Annotated in this window: 15 protein-coding genes; 3 read left to right on the top strand and 12 right to left on the bottom strand. The window is 63.3% G+C overall.

Annotated elements, in window-relative coordinates:
- Positions 1-28 precede the first annotated feature (28 nt).
- The 5 genes from ACTHNR_RS10615 to ACTHNR_RS10635 form a co-directional block, all read right to left on the bottom strand.
- Entirely contained in the window at positions 29-889 is an 861-nt protein-coding gene (locus tag ACTHNR_RS10615; RefSeq protein ID WP_440547560.1) for an ABC transporter ATP-binding protein, read from the bottom strand.
- On the bottom strand, positions 886-1,782 hold the full coding sequence (locus ACTHNR_RS10620; protein WP_440547561.1) for an ABC transporter permease: 897 nt from the start codon (positions 1,780-1,782) through the stop codon (positions 886-888). Before ACTHNR_RS10620 ends, ACTHNR_RS10615 begins: the two co-directional genes overlap by 4 nt.
- 1 nt (position 1,783) lies before the next feature.
- A complete protein-coding gene (locus ACTHNR_RS10625) occupies positions 1,784-3,226 on the bottom strand; it encodes an ABC transporter substrate-binding protein (protein WP_440547562.1) in 1,443 nt (480 codons plus the stop codon).
- A 109-nt stretch (positions 3,227-3,335) separates the two neighbouring features.
- A complete protein-coding gene (locus ACTHNR_RS10630; RefSeq protein WP_440547563.1) occupies positions 3,336-4,133 on the bottom strand; it encodes a GntR family transcriptional regulator in 798 nt (265 codons plus the stop codon).
- 183 nt (positions 4,134-4,316) lie between these two features.
- Positions 4,317-4,937 (bottom strand): cadmium resistance transporter, encoded by a 621-nt coding sequence (locus ACTHNR_RS10635; RefSeq protein ID WP_440547564.1) that lies wholly within the window; start codon positions 4,935-4,937, stop codon positions 4,317-4,319.
- A 349-nt stretch (positions 4,938-5,286) separates the two neighbouring features.
- Here ACTHNR_RS10635 and ACTHNR_RS10640 point away from each other — a divergent pair, with 349 nt between their 5' ends.
- Positions 5,287-6,063: a GntR family transcriptional regulator gene (locus ACTHNR_RS10640; RefSeq protein ID WP_440547565.1), complete on the top strand. Its 777-nt coding sequence runs from the start codon at positions 5,287-5,289 to the stop codon at positions 6,061-6,063.
- A gap of 67 nt (positions 6,064-6,130) precedes the next feature.
- On the opposite strand, the gene ACTHNR_RS10645 is transcribed toward ACTHNR_RS10640, so the two are convergent.
- On the bottom strand, positions 6,131-6,874 hold the full coding sequence (locus tag ACTHNR_RS10645; protein WP_440547567.1) for a class I SAM-dependent methyltransferase: 744 nt from the start codon (positions 6,872-6,874) through the stop codon (positions 6,131-6,133).
- A gap of 97 nt (positions 6,875-6,971) precedes the next feature.
- The gene (locus ACTHNR_RS10650) at positions 6,972-7,484 is read right to left on the bottom strand and encodes a thioesterase family protein (protein WP_440547568.1); all 513 of its coding nucleotides are present in this window, start codon (positions 7,482-7,484) and stop codon (positions 6,972-6,974) included.
- A 453-nt stretch (positions 7,485-7,937) separates the two neighbouring features.
- Between ACTHNR_RS10650 and ACTHNR_RS10655 the strand changes: the two genes are divergently transcribed.
- Together ACTHNR_RS10655 and pdxR are read left to right on the top strand one after the other, a co-directional pair.
- Positions 7,938-8,063, top strand: coding sequence for a hypothetical protein (locus ACTHNR_RS10655; protein WP_440547569.1), 126 nt, complete (start codon positions 7,938-7,940; stop codon positions 8,061-8,063).
- A 203-nt stretch (positions 8,064-8,266) separates the two neighbouring features.
- The gene (gene pdxR / locus ACTHNR_RS10660) at positions 8,267-9,811 is read left to right on the top strand and encodes a MocR-like pyridoxine biosynthesis transcription factor PdxR (RefSeq protein ID WP_440547570.1); all 1,545 of its coding nucleotides are present in this window, start codon (positions 8,267-8,269) and stop codon (positions 9,809-9,811) included.
- A 9-nt stretch (positions 9,812-9,820) separates the two neighbouring features.
- On the opposite strand, the gene ACTHNR_RS10665 is transcribed toward pdxR, so the two are convergent.
- The 5 genes from ACTHNR_RS10665 to ACTHNR_RS10685 form a co-directional block, all read right to left on the bottom strand.
- Positions 9,821-10,768, bottom strand: a complete 948-nt coding sequence (locus ACTHNR_RS10665) for a dimethyl sulfoxide reductase anchor subunit family protein (protein ID WP_440547572.1) — start codon at positions 10,766-10,768, stop codon at positions 9,821-9,823.
- A gap of 57 nt (positions 10,769-10,825) precedes the next feature.
- Positions 10,826-11,566 carry a 4Fe-4S dicluster domain-containing protein gene (locus ACTHNR_RS10670; protein ID WP_440547573.1) on the bottom strand — a complete coding sequence of 247 codons (741 nt, stop codon included), beginning with the start codon at positions 11,564-11,566 and terminating at the stop codon, positions 10,826-10,828.
- A 13-nt stretch (positions 11,567-11,579) separates the two neighbouring features.
- Positions 11,580-14,531, bottom strand: a complete 2,952-nt coding sequence (locus ACTHNR_RS10675; RefSeq protein ID WP_440547574.1) for a molybdopterin-dependent oxidoreductase — start codon at positions 14,529-14,531, stop codon at positions 11,580-11,582.
- A 137-nt stretch (positions 14,532-14,668) separates the two neighbouring features.
- A complete protein-coding gene (locus ACTHNR_RS10680) occupies positions 14,669-16,096 on the bottom strand; it encodes an amino acid permease (protein WP_440547575.1) in 1,428 nt (475 codons plus the stop codon).
- A gap of 145 nt (positions 16,097-16,241) precedes the next feature.
- Positions 16,242-16,802 (bottom strand): NAD(P)/FAD-dependent oxidoreductase (locus ACTHNR_RS10685; protein WP_440547576.1); only part of this gene is annotated, 561 nt, incomplete at its 5' end.

Here is a 16,802-nt window from a genome sequence, read left to right on the forward strand (position 1 = left end):
GCTCTCGGGTAGGGATGTTCGTATAAAGTCAAAGAATCTCTTCGACTCCGTTTGGCCCCATCTCCATGCTGAACCCCGCCACGCCGCCGGCGTCCAATTCGGAGCCCATGGCCGCCAGCGACTCTTCACGGATGAGCGTCTTCAGCCGGTGGACCAGCGCGGTGAACTCGGGTGTTTCGATCATCTCGGCCGTACGCGGACGCGGCAGCGGAACCCGTATCTCCGCCTTGATGCGTCCCGGCCGCGCCGTCATGACGTAGATGCGATCCGAAAGGAACACGGCTTCCTCGATGTCGTGCGTGATGAACAGCACCGACAAGCGAAAGCGCTGCCACATATTGGTCAAAATCTCTTGCATCACCGTGCGGGTTTGCGTATCGAGCGCGCCGAAAGGCTCGTCCATCAACAGCACGCGCGGGTTCGCCGCGAGCGCTCGCACGATCCCGATCCGCTGCTTCATGCCGCCCGATAGCTGGTCCGGATAGTGGTTCTCGAAGGCGAGCAGGCCGGCGAGGCCCAGCAGCGTGCGCGCGGTACCTTCTCGCTTGGAGCGCGAGACGCCGGCCATCTTCAAACCGAATTCGACGTTCTCCCGCACGCGCAGCCAGGGGAACAGCGAATACTGCTGAAACACGACGCCGCGCTCGGCGCCGGGCTTTCGGATGGGCACGCCATCCAACGTGGCCGCGCCGCGCGCCGGTTTCGTGAAACCCGCGACGATGCTCAGCAGCGACGATTTCCCGCAACCGGATGGGCCGATCAAAGAAACGAACTCGTGCGGCTCGACGGTGATCGAGACGTCTTTTACCGCTTCGGTTTGCGCCGCTCCCGAACCGAATACGACGCCGATGTTGCGGCAGTCGATGCGTCCTTTGCTGACTTGGGTCATTTGCGCGCTCCGTTCACATAAGCAAGCCACGGCATCGCCAGCTGCCCCACCAGACGAATCCCGCCGCTGCACAACAGCCCGAGCGCACCGATCGTGATCATGCCGAGGACGATCGCCGGATAGTTGACGAGCGAATATGCTTCCCAGGTGTAATAGCCGACGCCGTATTGCCCGGAAATCATCTCCGCCGCAATCAGCGAGACCCAGGCGACGCCCATGCCGACCGCCAGCCCGGTGAAGACATTCGGCAAGACGCCCGGCAGAATCACGTGCCTGAAAAGCTGCGCCTCGCTCGCGCCTAGACAGCGTCCGGCACGCAGCAGTACGCCGTCGAGCGATTCGACACCGTCCACTGTGTTGAGCAAGATCGGATAAAACGCGCCGACGAAGGTGATGAACACGATGGACGATTCGGTCGTGGGCCAAAGCATGATCGACAGCGGCACCCAAGCGATGGCCGGAATGGGCCGCATCACTTCGATCGCGGGCATCAGAAGTTGACGCACGAGTCGATATCGGCCGATCAACAGCCCGAGCGCGACACCGGAAACGAGTGCGATGAAGAACCCGAGAAAGATGCGCTTCAGACTGCTCACGATGTTCGTCGCGAACGTGTTGGACGCGGCGACATGAACCGCCGCGCGAAACACTTCGAGCGGGGTCGGCACGTTTTCGAAGCGTATGTAGAACTGAACCCGATAGCGTGTGCCCAGATACCAGACCGCAAGAGGCACACCGATGGAAACCACGGCGAACGCGATTCTGACGCCGAACGTGCGGACCCATTCAAGCGAAGCCGTTCGCTCGAGCGCGCTCGCTCGCGCACTCTTGGCAGGAGGCTTAGGCAGCACCGTTGCACCACGATCGACGTCCATGTCGAGAGACCTTTCCATTTCACTTACCTCCGTTGCCGACGGCGCTCAATGCTTGCGTGTAGTTCACGACCTTCGCTCCGCTTTTGCCCGCACTGGCTTGAGCGTCGCGCTTGAGCAAAAAGGGCTCGACGTCCGGCTTGCCGTCAGCGGCGCTGCCGAGCGTGTAGAAGGCATCGTTTGCGAAAACCTTGAGACCGAGCGCCTTATCCGTCAAATAGACGGCATCGACCTTCTTGCCTTGTGCGCGGTATCGGTTCACGCCCTCGAGCGTGCAAGCCGCGGAACTGAACGAAACGATGTCGGCTCCGGCCAGCCATATCTGCCCCGCCTGGGAGGGGTCGCTGACACTCGTGTCGCAGACCGGGTCCTCGCCGTGCGCTTGATAGTTGGAAAGACTGGCAAGCTGTGCGTCGTAGTCGCGTCCGGCTTGCTTGAAAGCCGCTCGCACGAAGGAGTCGTCGACCCACTTGTCGATGTCCAGAGGCTTGACCATGTCGAGCGATTTGAGCACCGCGTAATCGGTCTTGAGCGCGGCGATCCAGCGCGGCTTGATGGTCGGGTCCAGCGTATCGATGCCGCCCGGCCCCAGGAAGACATACGCCACTTCCTTGTCGATCTTGGTCCAGGATTCGATTTGCTCGGCGGCCCGCTCGGGATCGGCGCGCACCCAGTCGTCCGCATCCATCAGCGCTCGGATGTAGGCTGTCACGATCTCGGGGTACTTCTGACCGAAGTCCTTGCGGACCACGACGCCGTGAAACGTGGGCTGCCCCGTCTCCACCCCATCGAAGATCTTTCGCGCGTAGCCGCGATAGGGCAGCAACTCGGCGAAGGGAACGAAATCCGCATGTGCATCGATGCGCTTTTCCTGAATGCTCGTGCTGCCCACTTCCGGCGATTGATTGACGAGTGCGAAGTAGTCGCTCGGCAAATGGCGCTTTTGCAACGCGGCGAGCAGCATCCCGTGCGCGGCGGAACCGAACGGCACCGATACTCGCTTGCCCTTCAGGTCTTGAAGGTCGTAATACGGTGAATCCTTCGGCACGACGACGCCGTTTCCGCCCCCCTGAGCGTTGTAGGCAATGACCGCGACGAGTTCCGTATCGTTGTTCGTCGCATGCCCGGTCGCGCCGTTCACTAGCAGCGGATAATCGCCCATCATCCCGATCTGCAGCTTCCCGGCGATCATGCCGTTCGTGATGGGCGGACCGGACGTTGCGTTTTGCCACGTGACGTTGTACGTGACATCCTTGTACTTGCCCGTGTGCGGGAGATACTTGTCGAGCAGGTGCAACTGCTTGATGATGACGCCGCCCGTCACGGTGTTGGTCGTCGTATCCTGCGTGCCGATTCCGATATCGATCGTCTCGGCGCGCGCGGTGTTGCCGAACACCGCCACGGAGCCCATTGCGACGAGTGAAGCGCAGCACAGCCCACGGCCTAGCAAAGCTCTGATTCGCATGACGTAACCCTAAGATTGACTGACATGAAACGGCTCGTTGCCACGCTCATGTCAGACGGTGACAACCCGGACGCCGAACCGGCGCCCACATGTGATCCAGCTTGGAATCTCAACGTTCGGCCTCGGCCGTCTGTCTCTCGACGCGGACCTTGAACTGGAAGGCGTCTCCTCGGTAGTACAGCTCTTCGTATTCGAGCGGCTGGCCGGTACTCGTATGAATCACGCGCTCGATGAAGAGAATCGGCGCCCGCTCCTCCACGCCCAACGTTTCGCTCAGTTCGTCCGAGGCGAGCATCGCGCACATGCGCAGATCGGCATGACCAAGCGCGATTTGGCAATCGTTCTCGAGCACGGCGAACACGTCGCGATTCGCCAAGTCGGCACGCGCGACACGAAGACCGATCGCGGAAGGCAAGTACGACACATCGAGCGAGATCGGCGCGCGATTGAGGTAACGCAGTCGCTTCAGCTCCGTCACGTGCTCGCCGCTCTCGATACGTTCGCGCACGTGCTTGGGCGGCACGATCGTCCGTACCGACAGCACCTTCGAGTGGGTCTCGTAGCCCTTCTCTCGCATCGCGGTTCCGAATCCTTGCAGGCTGCCCAGATCCTGAAACGCGCGCGGACGCGAGACGTACGTTCCCTTACCGTGAATGCGGAAGATGAGTCCTTCGCTTTGCAGATTGCCGAGCGCTTGACGGACCGTGATGCGGCTCACGTCGAACGCGGACATCAACTCGCTCTCGGAAGGCATCTGCTCGTTCGGCCGGTATGCGTGCTGCAGGATGCGGTTGCGCAAGATATCGGCGATCTGCAGATACAGCGGGCTGGGGCCACCGAGCGCGGCAGACGCTTCGCCCGCGGGTGTCGAGCTTGGCAGAGGCAAAATCGGATCGGCTGTGCGCATGTCGGTGGATATAACTCGTCATTACAAGTTGGTCGATATAAGGCAAGACCTGTGCCAACCGCCTTTCCACTGCAAAACCCCTGTTTCAAGCGCTTTTCGTTGCGCCTTGCGCCTCATCGCCGAACTTGGCTGCGGTGCGCGGTGCACGATTCGATCCGGCTTGGTGCACGCTTGGCCCGAGGCTCAGGCGAGCGATACGATCCATCGCAAGGTGCCGAAGCGAATGAGCAGCGACAGGCCGATAGCCGTGGCCATGAACGGTGCGACGCGGCCCGCCGCGACGTGCAACGCCTTCAGCACCGAGCGCGAGCTCGCCGTCGCGTACGCACACAGACACAGCAAGACTGTCAGCAGCGCAAACGTGCAGGCCACCGCGATGACCGCCGCCGTCGTGCGGCCCACTAGCAGACTTGAATAGACGAGGATGTTGTCGACCGCGCCTGAAGTCGCGACGACGGTCACGGTCGCCGCGCGAAGAACGCGTCCCCGTGCTTGCCATGCGGCTGGCGCGCCGCTATTCAGGTGCGGACCGCCCCGCTCGCGCCGGTCGACCATCCGAGTCAGTCCCGCCAGCAGCGGAACCATGCCGGCAAGTCCCAGAAACGGCGCCTCGGTCACTTTGCCGAAGAGGACGATCGCCGCCGATATCGCCAATTGGATCGCCACACTGAGGAATTGCCCCGCCGCGACCTCCCCCGCGCGATACCGCTTGTCGCTGAAAAATCCGAGAAGCAGCGCATAGCCGTCGACATTGGTCGATGCAAAGGCAACGGCGGCGGTGACGATCAATGCGGGAGCGTCCAATGAGTCCTCCATCCGGAATGGTCGCGGTACGGTTCGAGCGACAGCAACTCGTCATAACAAGCTATAACGTCGCAACGATAGGCAACTACCGTGCCATTCGAGATCGCGCCCACTGGAAGAGGCATTCGAGGAGAAGCAGCGCCAATGCGGTGCGGCGACGCGTGCGTTCTGGTGCTTTGCCGCTACACGGCGGTGCGAGCCCCCGAGCGTCGCTTCCGGGCGCCGGCAATACGAGCGCGCGAGGATGGTCCGAGGTGTATCTTGGACCGATTCAACGCACGCGCGGCGGTATAATCTTCGGTCTTTCCAGCTGCACGATTGACCCCCTCTTCCCGTTCGCTCGTCGACCATGCAGACCCTTTCGCCCACATTCGAATCCGCTTCGCCGCTTCCGCTTTATCAGCAGATCAAGGAAACCTTGCGCGGTGCGATCCTCGACGGCAAGTACCCGCCGCACTGTCGCATGCCTTCGGAGAGCGAGCTTCAGGCGATGTTCGAGGTCAGCCGCATCACGATCCGGCAAGCCCTCGGCGATCTGCAGAAGGAAGGGCTGATTTTCAAGGTGCACGGGAAGGGCTCGTTCGTCTCCCAGCCGAAGGCCGTGCAGAACATCACGTCGTTGCAGGGCTTTGCGGAGGCCATGGCAGGCGACGGCAACGAGATCGTCAATCGCGTCGTGTCGTTCGCATTCGTTCCCGCGAACGCGGAGGTGGCCGCGCGGCTCGGCGTGGAAAAAGGCGCGAACGTGGCGGAGATTCATCGTGTGCGCCTGCTCAACCGCGCACCTACCTCCTACGAAATCACGTTTTTGCCGGAATCGCTCGGCAAGAAGCTCGCGCGCGCCGACCTCGCCGCTCGCGACATTTTTCTGATTTTGGAAAATGACTGCGGCGTCGCGCTAGGCAGCGCCGATTTAAGCATTAGCGCGATCGCCGCGCGTGCGCCGGTCACGCGTGCGCTCTCGATCAAGCGCGACGTGCCGGTGCTGTGCGTGCAACGGCTGACGCACGACAAGGATGGCAAGCCAATCGATTTCGAGTACCTGTACCTCAAGGGCGATGCCGTGCAGTACCAGTTGCGGGTGGAGCGAAAGCGCGCGCCTAAGCGGGCCGGCTATTCCCGGTAACGTCCCGCGTTTGGCTTTCCTATAAGACGCCTTGCGGCGACTGAAGGCGCCCCTCCAAACGAGCGCCCTACCGAAAACCCGCCCGCACGGAGATCGGCCAGACCACTTCGCGTCGCCGCGTGCGCTCGCCCCAGACGGCCGCAAGTTCCGTGTCCAACGCGGCGACCGGATCCGCGCCCGTCGCGGCTTGGCAGCGCGCCGTGGCCGACCAGCTTCGACAGTAGCCGAGCAGATCGTCGAGGGTCCACGACAGCCTGATAGCGAATGCCGGGCTTTGCACCGCATCGAACGGAAACGGCAGATCCGCGTAGGCATTCTCGACATGCCGGCGTTCAGCCGGCCAATAGGCGCCCACGACGTCGTGGTAGAAATGGCTCACCCGCTCCTCCACGGCTTGTCCTTCGACGTGCAGTACGCCGTAAGTCCAGGCAGCGAACAACCCGCCCGGCTTCAGCACGCGCCGAACCTCCGCGTAGAAGGGATCAAAATCGAACCAATGCAACGCTTGGGCGACGGTCACGAGATCGGCGCTCGCATCGGGCAAGCCGCTGCGGTCGGCGGGCGCGACGCGGTACTCGATTCGTTCGTGCGGCGCCGCTTGCGCGATTTGCGCTTCACTGAGATCAGTGGCGAAGACCTTCGCGAAGTGGGCCGCCAAGGCGACGGACGCCTGCCCATTGCCGGCGCCCACGTCCCAGGCCAAATCGTGGCCCGTGCATGTCTGGGCAAGCCAGGCGAACAGTTCCGGCGGGTAGGTGGGACGGGACTGGACGTACTGCTTGGCGACGGAGGTAAAGTGATCGGTATTCATTATGAGCATCGTAGGGTTCGCGCTCTCATCGAGCAACTGGAAAAGGCCCAACTCGTGCCGGTGAGCCCATCTGGGAGTGCATGTTCGCGAACATGCATCAACTTCCCAGTACTTGAGAACGCTCGCGGCGCAATCCGATCACGCGTCCCGTATAGCTTGGAGGCGGCAGCATCGCGCTGGCCGCCGCGTGTTTGCGCACGCAGTCGATCACGTCGGGGTCGAACGGGGCTGCCCGCGGGCCGCTCGCGCCGTTCGTGTCGACATGAAGCATCATTTGTTCGCTTGCCGCCACGGGGCCGGTGTGTCCATCGGCATGCATCTCCAGATAGAGATGCATTCGTTTCGTATCGTGCGCTAGAACACGCACGATTACTTCGATCGCCACGCCTTCCTTGATCTCGTGGAGATAGTTGACGTGGGCCTCGAGCGTATAAACGGAGCGATGCCGCGATCTGCGTTGCTCGTCGTCGAGGCCGATCGCGTCGAGCAAGGCATCCGTGGCGAAGCTGAAGACCAGCATGTAGAACGCGTCGCGCAAATGTCCGTTGTAGTCGACCCACTCCGCACGCACGACGTCCCGATAGATCGCCCCCTGCTCTTCGTTTCCCATGGCTCCTCCAGGTGTCTTCCGCGCATTTTATCGACACTCGTACGCCCCGCCGGCAGCGGGCTCGACACTGCGTGGCTAGCTTCGTCATTTCGTCAGACTTAACCTCGCTCGGCGCCGACGTTTCACGGGTGTGACGCTTTTGCACGGCAATACGTCCGTGCGGCTTACCCGCGGACGCGGTCGGCCGATCGCGCAGCGCCTTTTCCCTAGCGTATTTCAATACACGATCGCACCGGCCCGGCCATGCGGCGGGCTCCTATTCGTGCCGCCCGCGCATCGTAACCCGCTCTGCGTATCGAACCCGAAACGTCCTTCGCGTCGATTCGGGCCATGGCGTACCCCCAGCGCCGTGCGGCGCCACACCGCGCGGACGTCTTACGCCGATGGCACGACTTCTGCTCAATGCGCGTTCATACCGATACCTCACGTCACCCCGTTCGTGAGGAGACCAAAGTGAAATATCTACTCATCATGCTCTTGAGCAGCCCGGTGCTGCTCGCCTATCGATTGCGGCCCACCGAAATGCAGAGCGCCCTACTGCAGGCGCTGCATTACGTGCTGCAGCACATTACGCGCTGATACGAAACGCGCTGCTCTGAATGAAGCGTGGTTTCCGGCGACCCGCTCCTGCGATCCGTATTTTCCAACACGGCGCCAGCGATGTTTCTCCCGATCGCCGATGCGCGGCTGATTCAGTATGATTTCGCCATAGCCGTGGGCAGACCCGCGCGATCGCACTCATGCGCGCGTTTCGGCGATTTCGATCAACGACAGGAGCCAGCATGCCGAGCCGTACCCCGACCGCCCTGTGGGTGCAGCAGTTCCGGCGGTCGTCGGGAGCCAAGACGAGCCTGCAAGATCAGATACGACAGATGCTCGTGGCCGCGATACTCGACGGGCAGTTGCCGCCCGAAGTCGCGCTGCCTTCCAGCCGCGAACTCTCCGAACAGCTAGGTGTCGCGCGCAATACGGTCGTGCTCGCCTACCAGATGCTCGTCGAAGAAGGCTATCTGCTCTCGCGCGAACGCAGCGGACACTTCGTGAATCCGGATATGCTGCGCGCCCTGCCCGGCGCGCATGGGTCGCGCGCATCCACCGGCGTTTCGGCGCCGGTGGATAGCGAGCACGACGCCGCTCTGCGCCCTCAATGGCGGCGGCGCATCGCTCACCCGCCTTCGCAGCAGCGCAACATCGTGAAGCCGGCCAATTGGCAGCTCTACGAATTTCCCTTCATCTACGGCCAATTCGACCAAACGCTCTTCCCAACCAACGATTGGCGCGAGTGCTGCATGAAGGCGCTGTCGATCATGGAGATCCGCAATTGGGCGCCCGATCTCATCGAGCGCGACGACGAATCGCTGATTCAGCAGATTCGCACGCGGGTGCTCCCTCGCCGAGGCGTATTCGCGGCGCCCGAAGAAATCATCATCACCAACGGCTGCCAGCAGGCGCTGTATTTGATCGCCGATCTCCTGTGCGACGAACAGACGACCGTCGGCTTCGAGAATCCGGGGTATCCGGATGCGCGCAACATCTTTGAAAATCGAAACGCGAGGCTGCTGCCGCTGCCCGTCGATCCCCAGGGCATCGCCCCCGAGGCGCTCGGCGATTCGCTTGCACGCTGCGACTACCTGTACGTGACGCCGAGCCATCAGTGTCCCACCACGGCGACGATGCCGATCGAGCGCCGCCGCGCGCTGCTCGAGCAGGCGCAAGCGCACGACTTCGTCATCGTCGAGGACGACTACGAAAGCGAAAACACGTTTTCGGGCACGCCGCACCCAGCGCTCAAGAGTCTCGATACGGCCGACCGCGTGATCTACGTCGGCAGCTTATCGAAGACGTTCGCTCCGGGTCTGCGCCTGGGCTATGTCGTCGCTCCACGCGAGCTGATCCGCGAACTGCGGGCGCTGCGGCGCTTGATGGTGCGCCATCCGGTGGGCTATGTGCAACGCGCGTTCGCGACGTTTCTTGCCCTAGGCCACCACGATGCGTTGCTGCGGCGCCTCGCGCATGCCTATCGCGAGCGCTCGCAGGCGCTCATGGCGGCGCTCGATACGCATCTGCCCGAGGCGCGCTATGTGCCGGTGACGGGCGGCGCGTCATGCTGGGTGGAGGGCCCCGCATGGCTCGACGCCGAGCGCCTCGCCGCCGACGCACAAGCGGTCGGCGTCTTGATCGAACCCGGCAACGTCTTCTTCATGAACGACGATGAAGACGCCCGCCGTCATTTCCGCATGGGCTTCTCGGCCATCGCGGCCGAGAAGATCGAGCCCGGCGTGCGCGCGCTCGCCCAATGCGTCCACGCGCAGCACAACGTCGGTTGACGGACGCGGTCAGGATGCGCGCTGATAGTAGATGTTCTGCGGATGGCGAGCGTCCGCGAAGAAGAACCAGCGTTCCGCCAAAAGGCCCGCGTACTGGATGACGAACGCCGCGCACAACGCCAGTGCCGCCGCAACCGACCTTGGCGCCAACGCGCCCGCCCCGGTCAGCACGAACGGCACCGCGAACGCGGCGACGATGAACCCAACCTTGACCACCCGCAGCGTCTCGCCGCTTTGTCCGTGGAAGAACTCGCGCGTATTGAACGCGCTTGCCGTGAAGCCGCGCGACTTTTGCTCGACCTTGGCCTGGCGAATGCCCGTCGCGCTCTGCACGGTCGACTTCGGCTCGAGCCTGGCGTTGCGCGCCAAGGAAGCGAGACGCGTCGCGCAGCCCGCTAGCGTCAACACGCACGCGCACGGCGCCAGCGCGCCGACGAGCGACGGCGCCAGCCACGCCGCGCACGCCGTCGCGAGCGTGCAGCCCGATGCGCAGCCGAGCAGCGCGAAGTTGACGAACGTGAACGGGCTCGCCCATTCCTGCAAGAAGCGCAAGCACGCGTAGATCATCGCCGTGCAGACGAACAATCCGATACTCGCCGCCGCGCCGAGCGCGCCGATCACGAGCGTGCCGCCACCACCGGCCCAGTGCGCCGCGCCGTAGGCCGCGGTAAAGACCAGAAACACCGGCAACGCGATACATTCGCGCGAAAGCCAGGACGTGCGCCACATCGCGATTGCCCGCCAAGCACGCTCGGGGTGCCCGAGATGAAAGAACGAGGCGAATAGCCCAAGCGCGCCGAGCACCACCGCGAGCGCCGCACCGGTGATGTAAAACGCGGGCGGGACGTCGACGCGCATCGCGCGCGCAATGGCTTCCGTGGCGACGAGCGCGAGCATTAAGCCCTGCGCCGCCCCGCAAAGCGTCGTGAGAAAGATGACCGAGAAAGCGGGCCGCATGGGCAGACTCCGTCGTTATCGTTGGCAATGTCGTCGCGTGGTGCGCGTGCGTGGCGTTCAGCGCTGCGCGGCTAGGGCCGCAAGATCGATCTCGCCACGTTCGAATCGCGCTTCGAACGACGCGTCCGTCGATGCTTCGGCGCTGCCGCACCCTGCCGTCTTGCCGCACCCGCATGACGATTCGGTCTTCACGCGCGGCAAATAATGATTGGAAGGCTTCGTGTCCCATTCCGGCATGAGCGGATAGCCGCCGCGCTCGCGGATCGCCCGCGATACGTCGGACTGCGGATCGTGAATGTCGCCGAAGATCCGCGCGGAAGTCGGGCATGCGAGCACGCAGGCCGGCTTGCGATCGCGCTCGGGCAGCGCTTCGTTATCGATGCGATCGGCGCACAGCGTGCACTTGGTCATTTCCTTGCGGCCTTCGTCGAGCTCGCGCGCACCATAGGGGCAGGCCCACGCGCAGTACTTGCAGCCGATGCACTTGTCGTAGTCGACGAGCACGATGCCGTCCGACTTGCGCTTATAGCTCGCGCCGGTGGGGCATACCGGCACACAGGGCGGATCCTCGCAATGCAGGCACGACTTCGGAAAGTGGATCGTGTCGGTCATCGGGAACACGCCGGCCTCGTACGTCTGCACCCGGTTGAAGAACGTGCCGGACGGATCGTCGTCGTACGGGCGGACATCCGTTAGGCTGCCGGCCTCCCCGGACGTGTTCCACTCCTTGCAGCTCGTGACGCAGGCATGGCAACCCACGCAGACGTTCAAGTCGATGACGAGCGCCATTTGAGTCATAGTCTTACCTCTCCTATTGATCCGACGTATCCGAAGCCTGCCGCGAACCGCCGGCCTGCGCCGCCCGGGCGAGCCGCGCCGCGAATTCCCCCTTGCCCGCGAAATACGCCTGCACGCGCTGCAAGACCGAGGTCGTACCGGGCAACGGCTGCATCGGGGCGAATTGCGGCAAGGTCGTGGCTGCGTCGGCCTCGGCCCGATAGATGCGCACGCGCACGTCGTACCAGCCGGCCTGGCCCGTGATGGGATCGGAATTGGACATGCGCTCGCCCGCCCGCATATCGCTGGGCAACTCGTCGGTGATCACGTGATTGAGCAGAAAGCCCCGCTGCGATTCGCCCGCCGCCGGATCGAGATTCCACGCCCCAGCCGCCTTGCCGATGGCGTTCCAGGTCCAGACGGTGCCGGGCTCGACCGCCTCGCTGTAGCGCGCGCGGCAGCGCACCTTGCCCCAAGGCGATTCGACGTAGATCCAGCCGCCGTCTTCGATTCCTTCGCTCGATGCCGTGGCCGGATTCACGAAGAGATGGTTCTCGCCATGGATTTGCCGCAGCCACGCGTTCTGCGAATCCCACGAGTGATACATCGCCATGGGGCGCTGCGTGATCGCCGCGAGCGGATAGCGATCGAGGTCGGTTACGTCGCGCTCCAGCGGCGGATACCAGAACGGCAACGGATCGAAGTATCGTGCGATGCGCGCGCGCAGGTGATCAGGCGGCTGCCGCCCTTTCGTCTTGCCTTGCGCGGCCAGCCGAAACGTCTGCATCGCTTCGGAATACAACTGGATGACGATCGGCACGCCGTATTTGCGCATGCCGTTATCGACGGCCCATTGCATGTAGTCGCCGTTGCAATTGCGCATGTACTGCAGCGATTCGGGCAGCCTGTGGTGATACACGCAGTTGTTCTTCGCGTACTGCTCCCATTGCTTCGGATTCGGCTCGCCGACGACGGCCTTTGTGCCATCCGTGCCTCGCCAGCCGATCAAGAACCCCGTTCCCGACGCGGGCGCGGTCTGGAAATTGATCACGAAATCCGGATAGTCGCGGAATTTGCGTTGGCCATCCGCCGTCGTGAAAGCCGGAAACTTGAGCCGGCTCGCCAGCTCGATCAGCACTTCTTGAAACGGCTTGCATTCGCCTGTCGGCGGCACCACGGGCACGCGCACGGAATCGACCGGACCATCGAATTCGGAGATCGGGCGATCGAGCACCGACATGACGTCGTGGCGCTCGAGGTACGTCGTGTCGGGCAGAATCAAATCGGCGAAGGCGGTCATCTCCGATTCGAATGCGTCGCACACCACGAGGAACGGAATCTTGTATTCGCCGTCTTCCCGCTTGTCGACGAGCATCTCGCGCACTTGACCTGGGTTCATCGACGAATTCCATGCCATGTTCGCCATGAAGATCAGCAGCGTGTCGATCGGATAAGGATCGCCTCGCCAAGCGTTCGTGATGACCGAATGCATGAGCCCGTGCACGGCGAGCGGATACTCCCACGAGAACGCCTTGTCGATGCGGGCGGGGGAGCCGTCCTCGTGGACGAAGAGATCGGCCGGCTGCGCGGGCCAGCCGAGCGGGCCCGTGGCAAGCGGCGTGTTCGGTTTGATCGAAGCGGGGTCGTTAGGCGGCTTGGCCGAAGGCGGCGCCGCGCGTGGATACGGCGCCTTGTGGCGAAAACCGCCTGGCCGATCGATCGTGCCGAGCAGCGACATCAGCACGGCCAGCGCGCGTACCGTCTGAAACCCGTTCGAATGCGCGGCGAGCCCACGCATCGCATGAAACGCGACCGGTGCGCCTTCGACCGTATCGTGCGTTTGTCCCCACGAATCCGTCCACTCAACCGGCAACACGAGGCGCTGCTCGCGGGCGACGGTCGCCATCTCGCGCGCGAGGCGTGCGATCGTCTCGGCCGCGATGCCGGTGATCGCCTCCGCCCATTGCGGGGTGCAATGGGCGACTTGCTCGCGCAGCAGCGTAAACGAAGGAGCGACGCGCGTCCCGTCTTCCAGCACGTAGCGGCCGTCCAGCGCAGGCTGCGCGCCCGGCGCGTGGTGGGGCACCGCGCGATTCGAGCGGGTGTCCCACCACAGATGGTTTTGCGGATACAACGCGTTGACTTCGGGTAGATCGGCATCGCGGACGAACAACCCGAACGTATCGCTCTCCTCGCGCAAGTCGACGAGTTCGCCGGCATTCGTGAAACGCTCGACGAACGCTCGATCGTAGGCATCATGCTCGATCAATTCGCGGATCAGCGCCATGAACAACGCACCGTCCGTGCCGGGACGAATGGGAATCCACTCGTCGGCGATCGCCGCGTAGCCGGTGCGCACGGGGTTGATCGCGATGAAGCGCCCACCGGCGCGCTTGAATTTCGACAACGCGACTTTCAGTGGATTGGAGTGATGGTCCTCGGCCGTGCCGATCATGAAGAACAGCCGCGCATTGTCGAGATCGGGACCGCCGAATTCCCAGAACGATCCGCCGATCGTGTAGATCATCCCGGCCGCCATGTTCGCCGAGCAAAACCCGCCGTGGGCAGCATAGTTCGGGGTGCCGAATTGCTTCGCGAACAAACCCGTCAACGCCTGCATCTGATCGCGGCCCGTGAAAAGCGCAAACCGTTTGGGATCGGTCGCCCGCAAATGCGCGAGACGCTTTTCGAGCATATCGAAGGCGACGTCCCACGATATCGGCTCGAATCGCGCCTCGCCGCGCTCCGCCCCCGCCTTGCGCAACAGCGGCCGCGTCAGCCGGGCAGGCGAATACTGCTTCATGATGCCCGATGAGCCTTTGGCGCAAATGACGCCCTGGTTCAGCGGATGATCGGGATTGCCGTCGATATAGCGCACTTCGCCATCGCGCAGATGAACGCGAATGCCGCACCGGCAAGCGCACATGTAGCAGGTAGTCGTCTTGACTTCGAGTTTTTCGTTCTGCGTGCGCGGCTGATGATCCATGTGCTTCCTCATTCGCGGGAGCGGCGCCCGGCCCGCGACGAGCCAGGCGCCTGCCCATGTGGTACGTCTATGCTAGGCGCAGCCCGCGCCGACAAAAAGTCGTATTCGATGATCGAAACTATCGGCCCAAGCGATAGTTATCGCGGCGGATACGAAGCCAGTTCGTGTTCGTCGACATAGCGCGCGCGCCGGCGGCGCACGAACAGCAAGTAGGCGGCAAACAGCAGGCCCAAGCTCGCGACGCCGAGCCATAGCGGCTTACGCTGTTCGGGGATGAACGCCATCGCGACGAGAATGCCGACCATGCCGGCAATCGACAGCCAAGTCAGATAGGGAAAGCACCACATCTTGACGCGCAAGCCGTCGGCCGCCTCGCGTTCCAGGCGGCTGCGCAATTTGAGCTGCGAAAACGCAATCAGCACGTAGACGAAGATCGCCACGGTGCCGTACGAATCGACGAGAAAGGCGAAGACGGTGTCGGGCGACACATACGACATGACCACCGAGACATAGCCAAAGAGCGTGCCGAGCAAGATCGCGCGCACCGGCACGCCGCGCCGGTTGACCTTGGCGAGCGATGCCGGCGCGTCGCCGTTGCGCGTCAGCGCGAACAGCATGCGCGATGCGGCATAAAGGCCCGAGTTCAGCGCCGAGAGGACGGCCGTCAGCACGATGGCGTTCATCACGTGCGCCGCAGCCGGCAAGCCCATCACCTGCAACGCGCTCACGTAGGGCGTGGCCATGGCCGGCGAATTCCATGGCACGAGCGCCACGACGAGCGTCACGGAACCCACGTAGAACACGAGTACGCGCGTGATGACCGAATTGGTGGCCTTCGCGACGGCCTTCGCCGGCTCGCGAGCTTCGGCTGCCGCGATCGTGACGATTTCCGCGCCGAAGTAAAAGCCCGTAGCCGCCACCGCCCCGCTCAACACCGGCCCGATGCCGAGCGGCATGAACCCGCCATGGCCGAGCAGCGTGGGCAGCACGGCCGTCGTGTGCATGGACGCGGGCCACAGGCCGAGCACATAAAGACCGCCCAGAAAGAGAAACACGATGATCGCGCCGACCTTGATCGAGGAAAACCAGAATTCGAATTCCCCATAGCTGCCGACGGAAATCAGGTTCGTGGCGGTGAGAACGATCAACAGCACGAGGCTAATGATCCAAGCGGGTGTATCGGGTAACCAGAACTGCACCAGCTTCGCCCCGGCCACCGCTTCGAGCGCCACCACGATCACCCAGAAGTACCAGTACATCCAGCCCGTCAAAAATCCCGCCAATCGGCCCGGGCCGCGCCAATTCGAAAACGCGAGCCGCGCATATTCGTAGAACGACCCGACCGCCGGCATGGCGCACGCCATTTCGCCGAGCATCCGCATCACCAGCACGACGAGCGCGCCCGTGATCAAGAACGAGAGGATCGCCGCGGGACCGGTCTGCTGGATGACGACACCGCTGCCGACGAATAGCCCCGCGCCAATGACGCCGCCAAGCGCGATCATCGTCATGTGGCGCTGCTTGAGCCCGCATTTCAACTTGCTTTGATCCATCGAGGGTTGCATGCCTTCTCCATATCTTAGTGATCGGACGCCGTCTGCGCGGCGCCGCGTGAATTGCCGTATCGCTGAGTAACCGTTGGTGCGATGCCCGGGCGCTAGCGCACCGGGCATGCGGAGATGAATGCGCGCGCGGGAACGCGCGCGCGGCTCAAGGCCTTTCGTCGCGCCTGAAGTATTGCGCGTACAGCATGCGCTGCCCGATTCTGCGGAACGGCGCGAACAGATGACCCGGCAACGGGCTCGTGAAGATCGGCAGCGTCTGGTGCGCGCCCTTGCCCGCGATACGCTCGGCCAGCCTGCGCCCGGCCTGCTGCGAGTACGACACGCCGTTGCCTCCGTAGCCGAGCGCGTAAAAGACGGCCTGGCGCGGGTCGGGCTGGCATACGCGCGGCATCATGTCGTGACTGACGTCCACCCAGCCCCACCAGGAGTAGTCGATGTCCACGTCGCGCAGCGCCGGAAACTTGCGCGCCAAGCCTTGCTTGAGCAGATCCAGGTGGCGCGGATTCGGCGCGTCATGCCCCGTGATCGCGCTGCGGCTGCCCATCTGAAGGCGCCTGTCGGGCAGAAAGCGATAGTAGAAGCGCAGCGTGCGTGTGTCGGTCAAAACCTGGGTCGTGCGAAAGTTGCAGGCTTGAATTTCCTCGTCGGTGAGCACGCGGGTCACCATCGAATTCGACAGAATCGGCATGACCTTGCTGCGCAGCGA

The sequence above is a fragment of the Trinickia sp. genome (assembly GCF_051954495.1).
Classification (GTDB): Bacteria; Pseudomonadota; Gammaproteobacteria; order Burkholderiales; family Burkholderiaceae; genus Trinickia.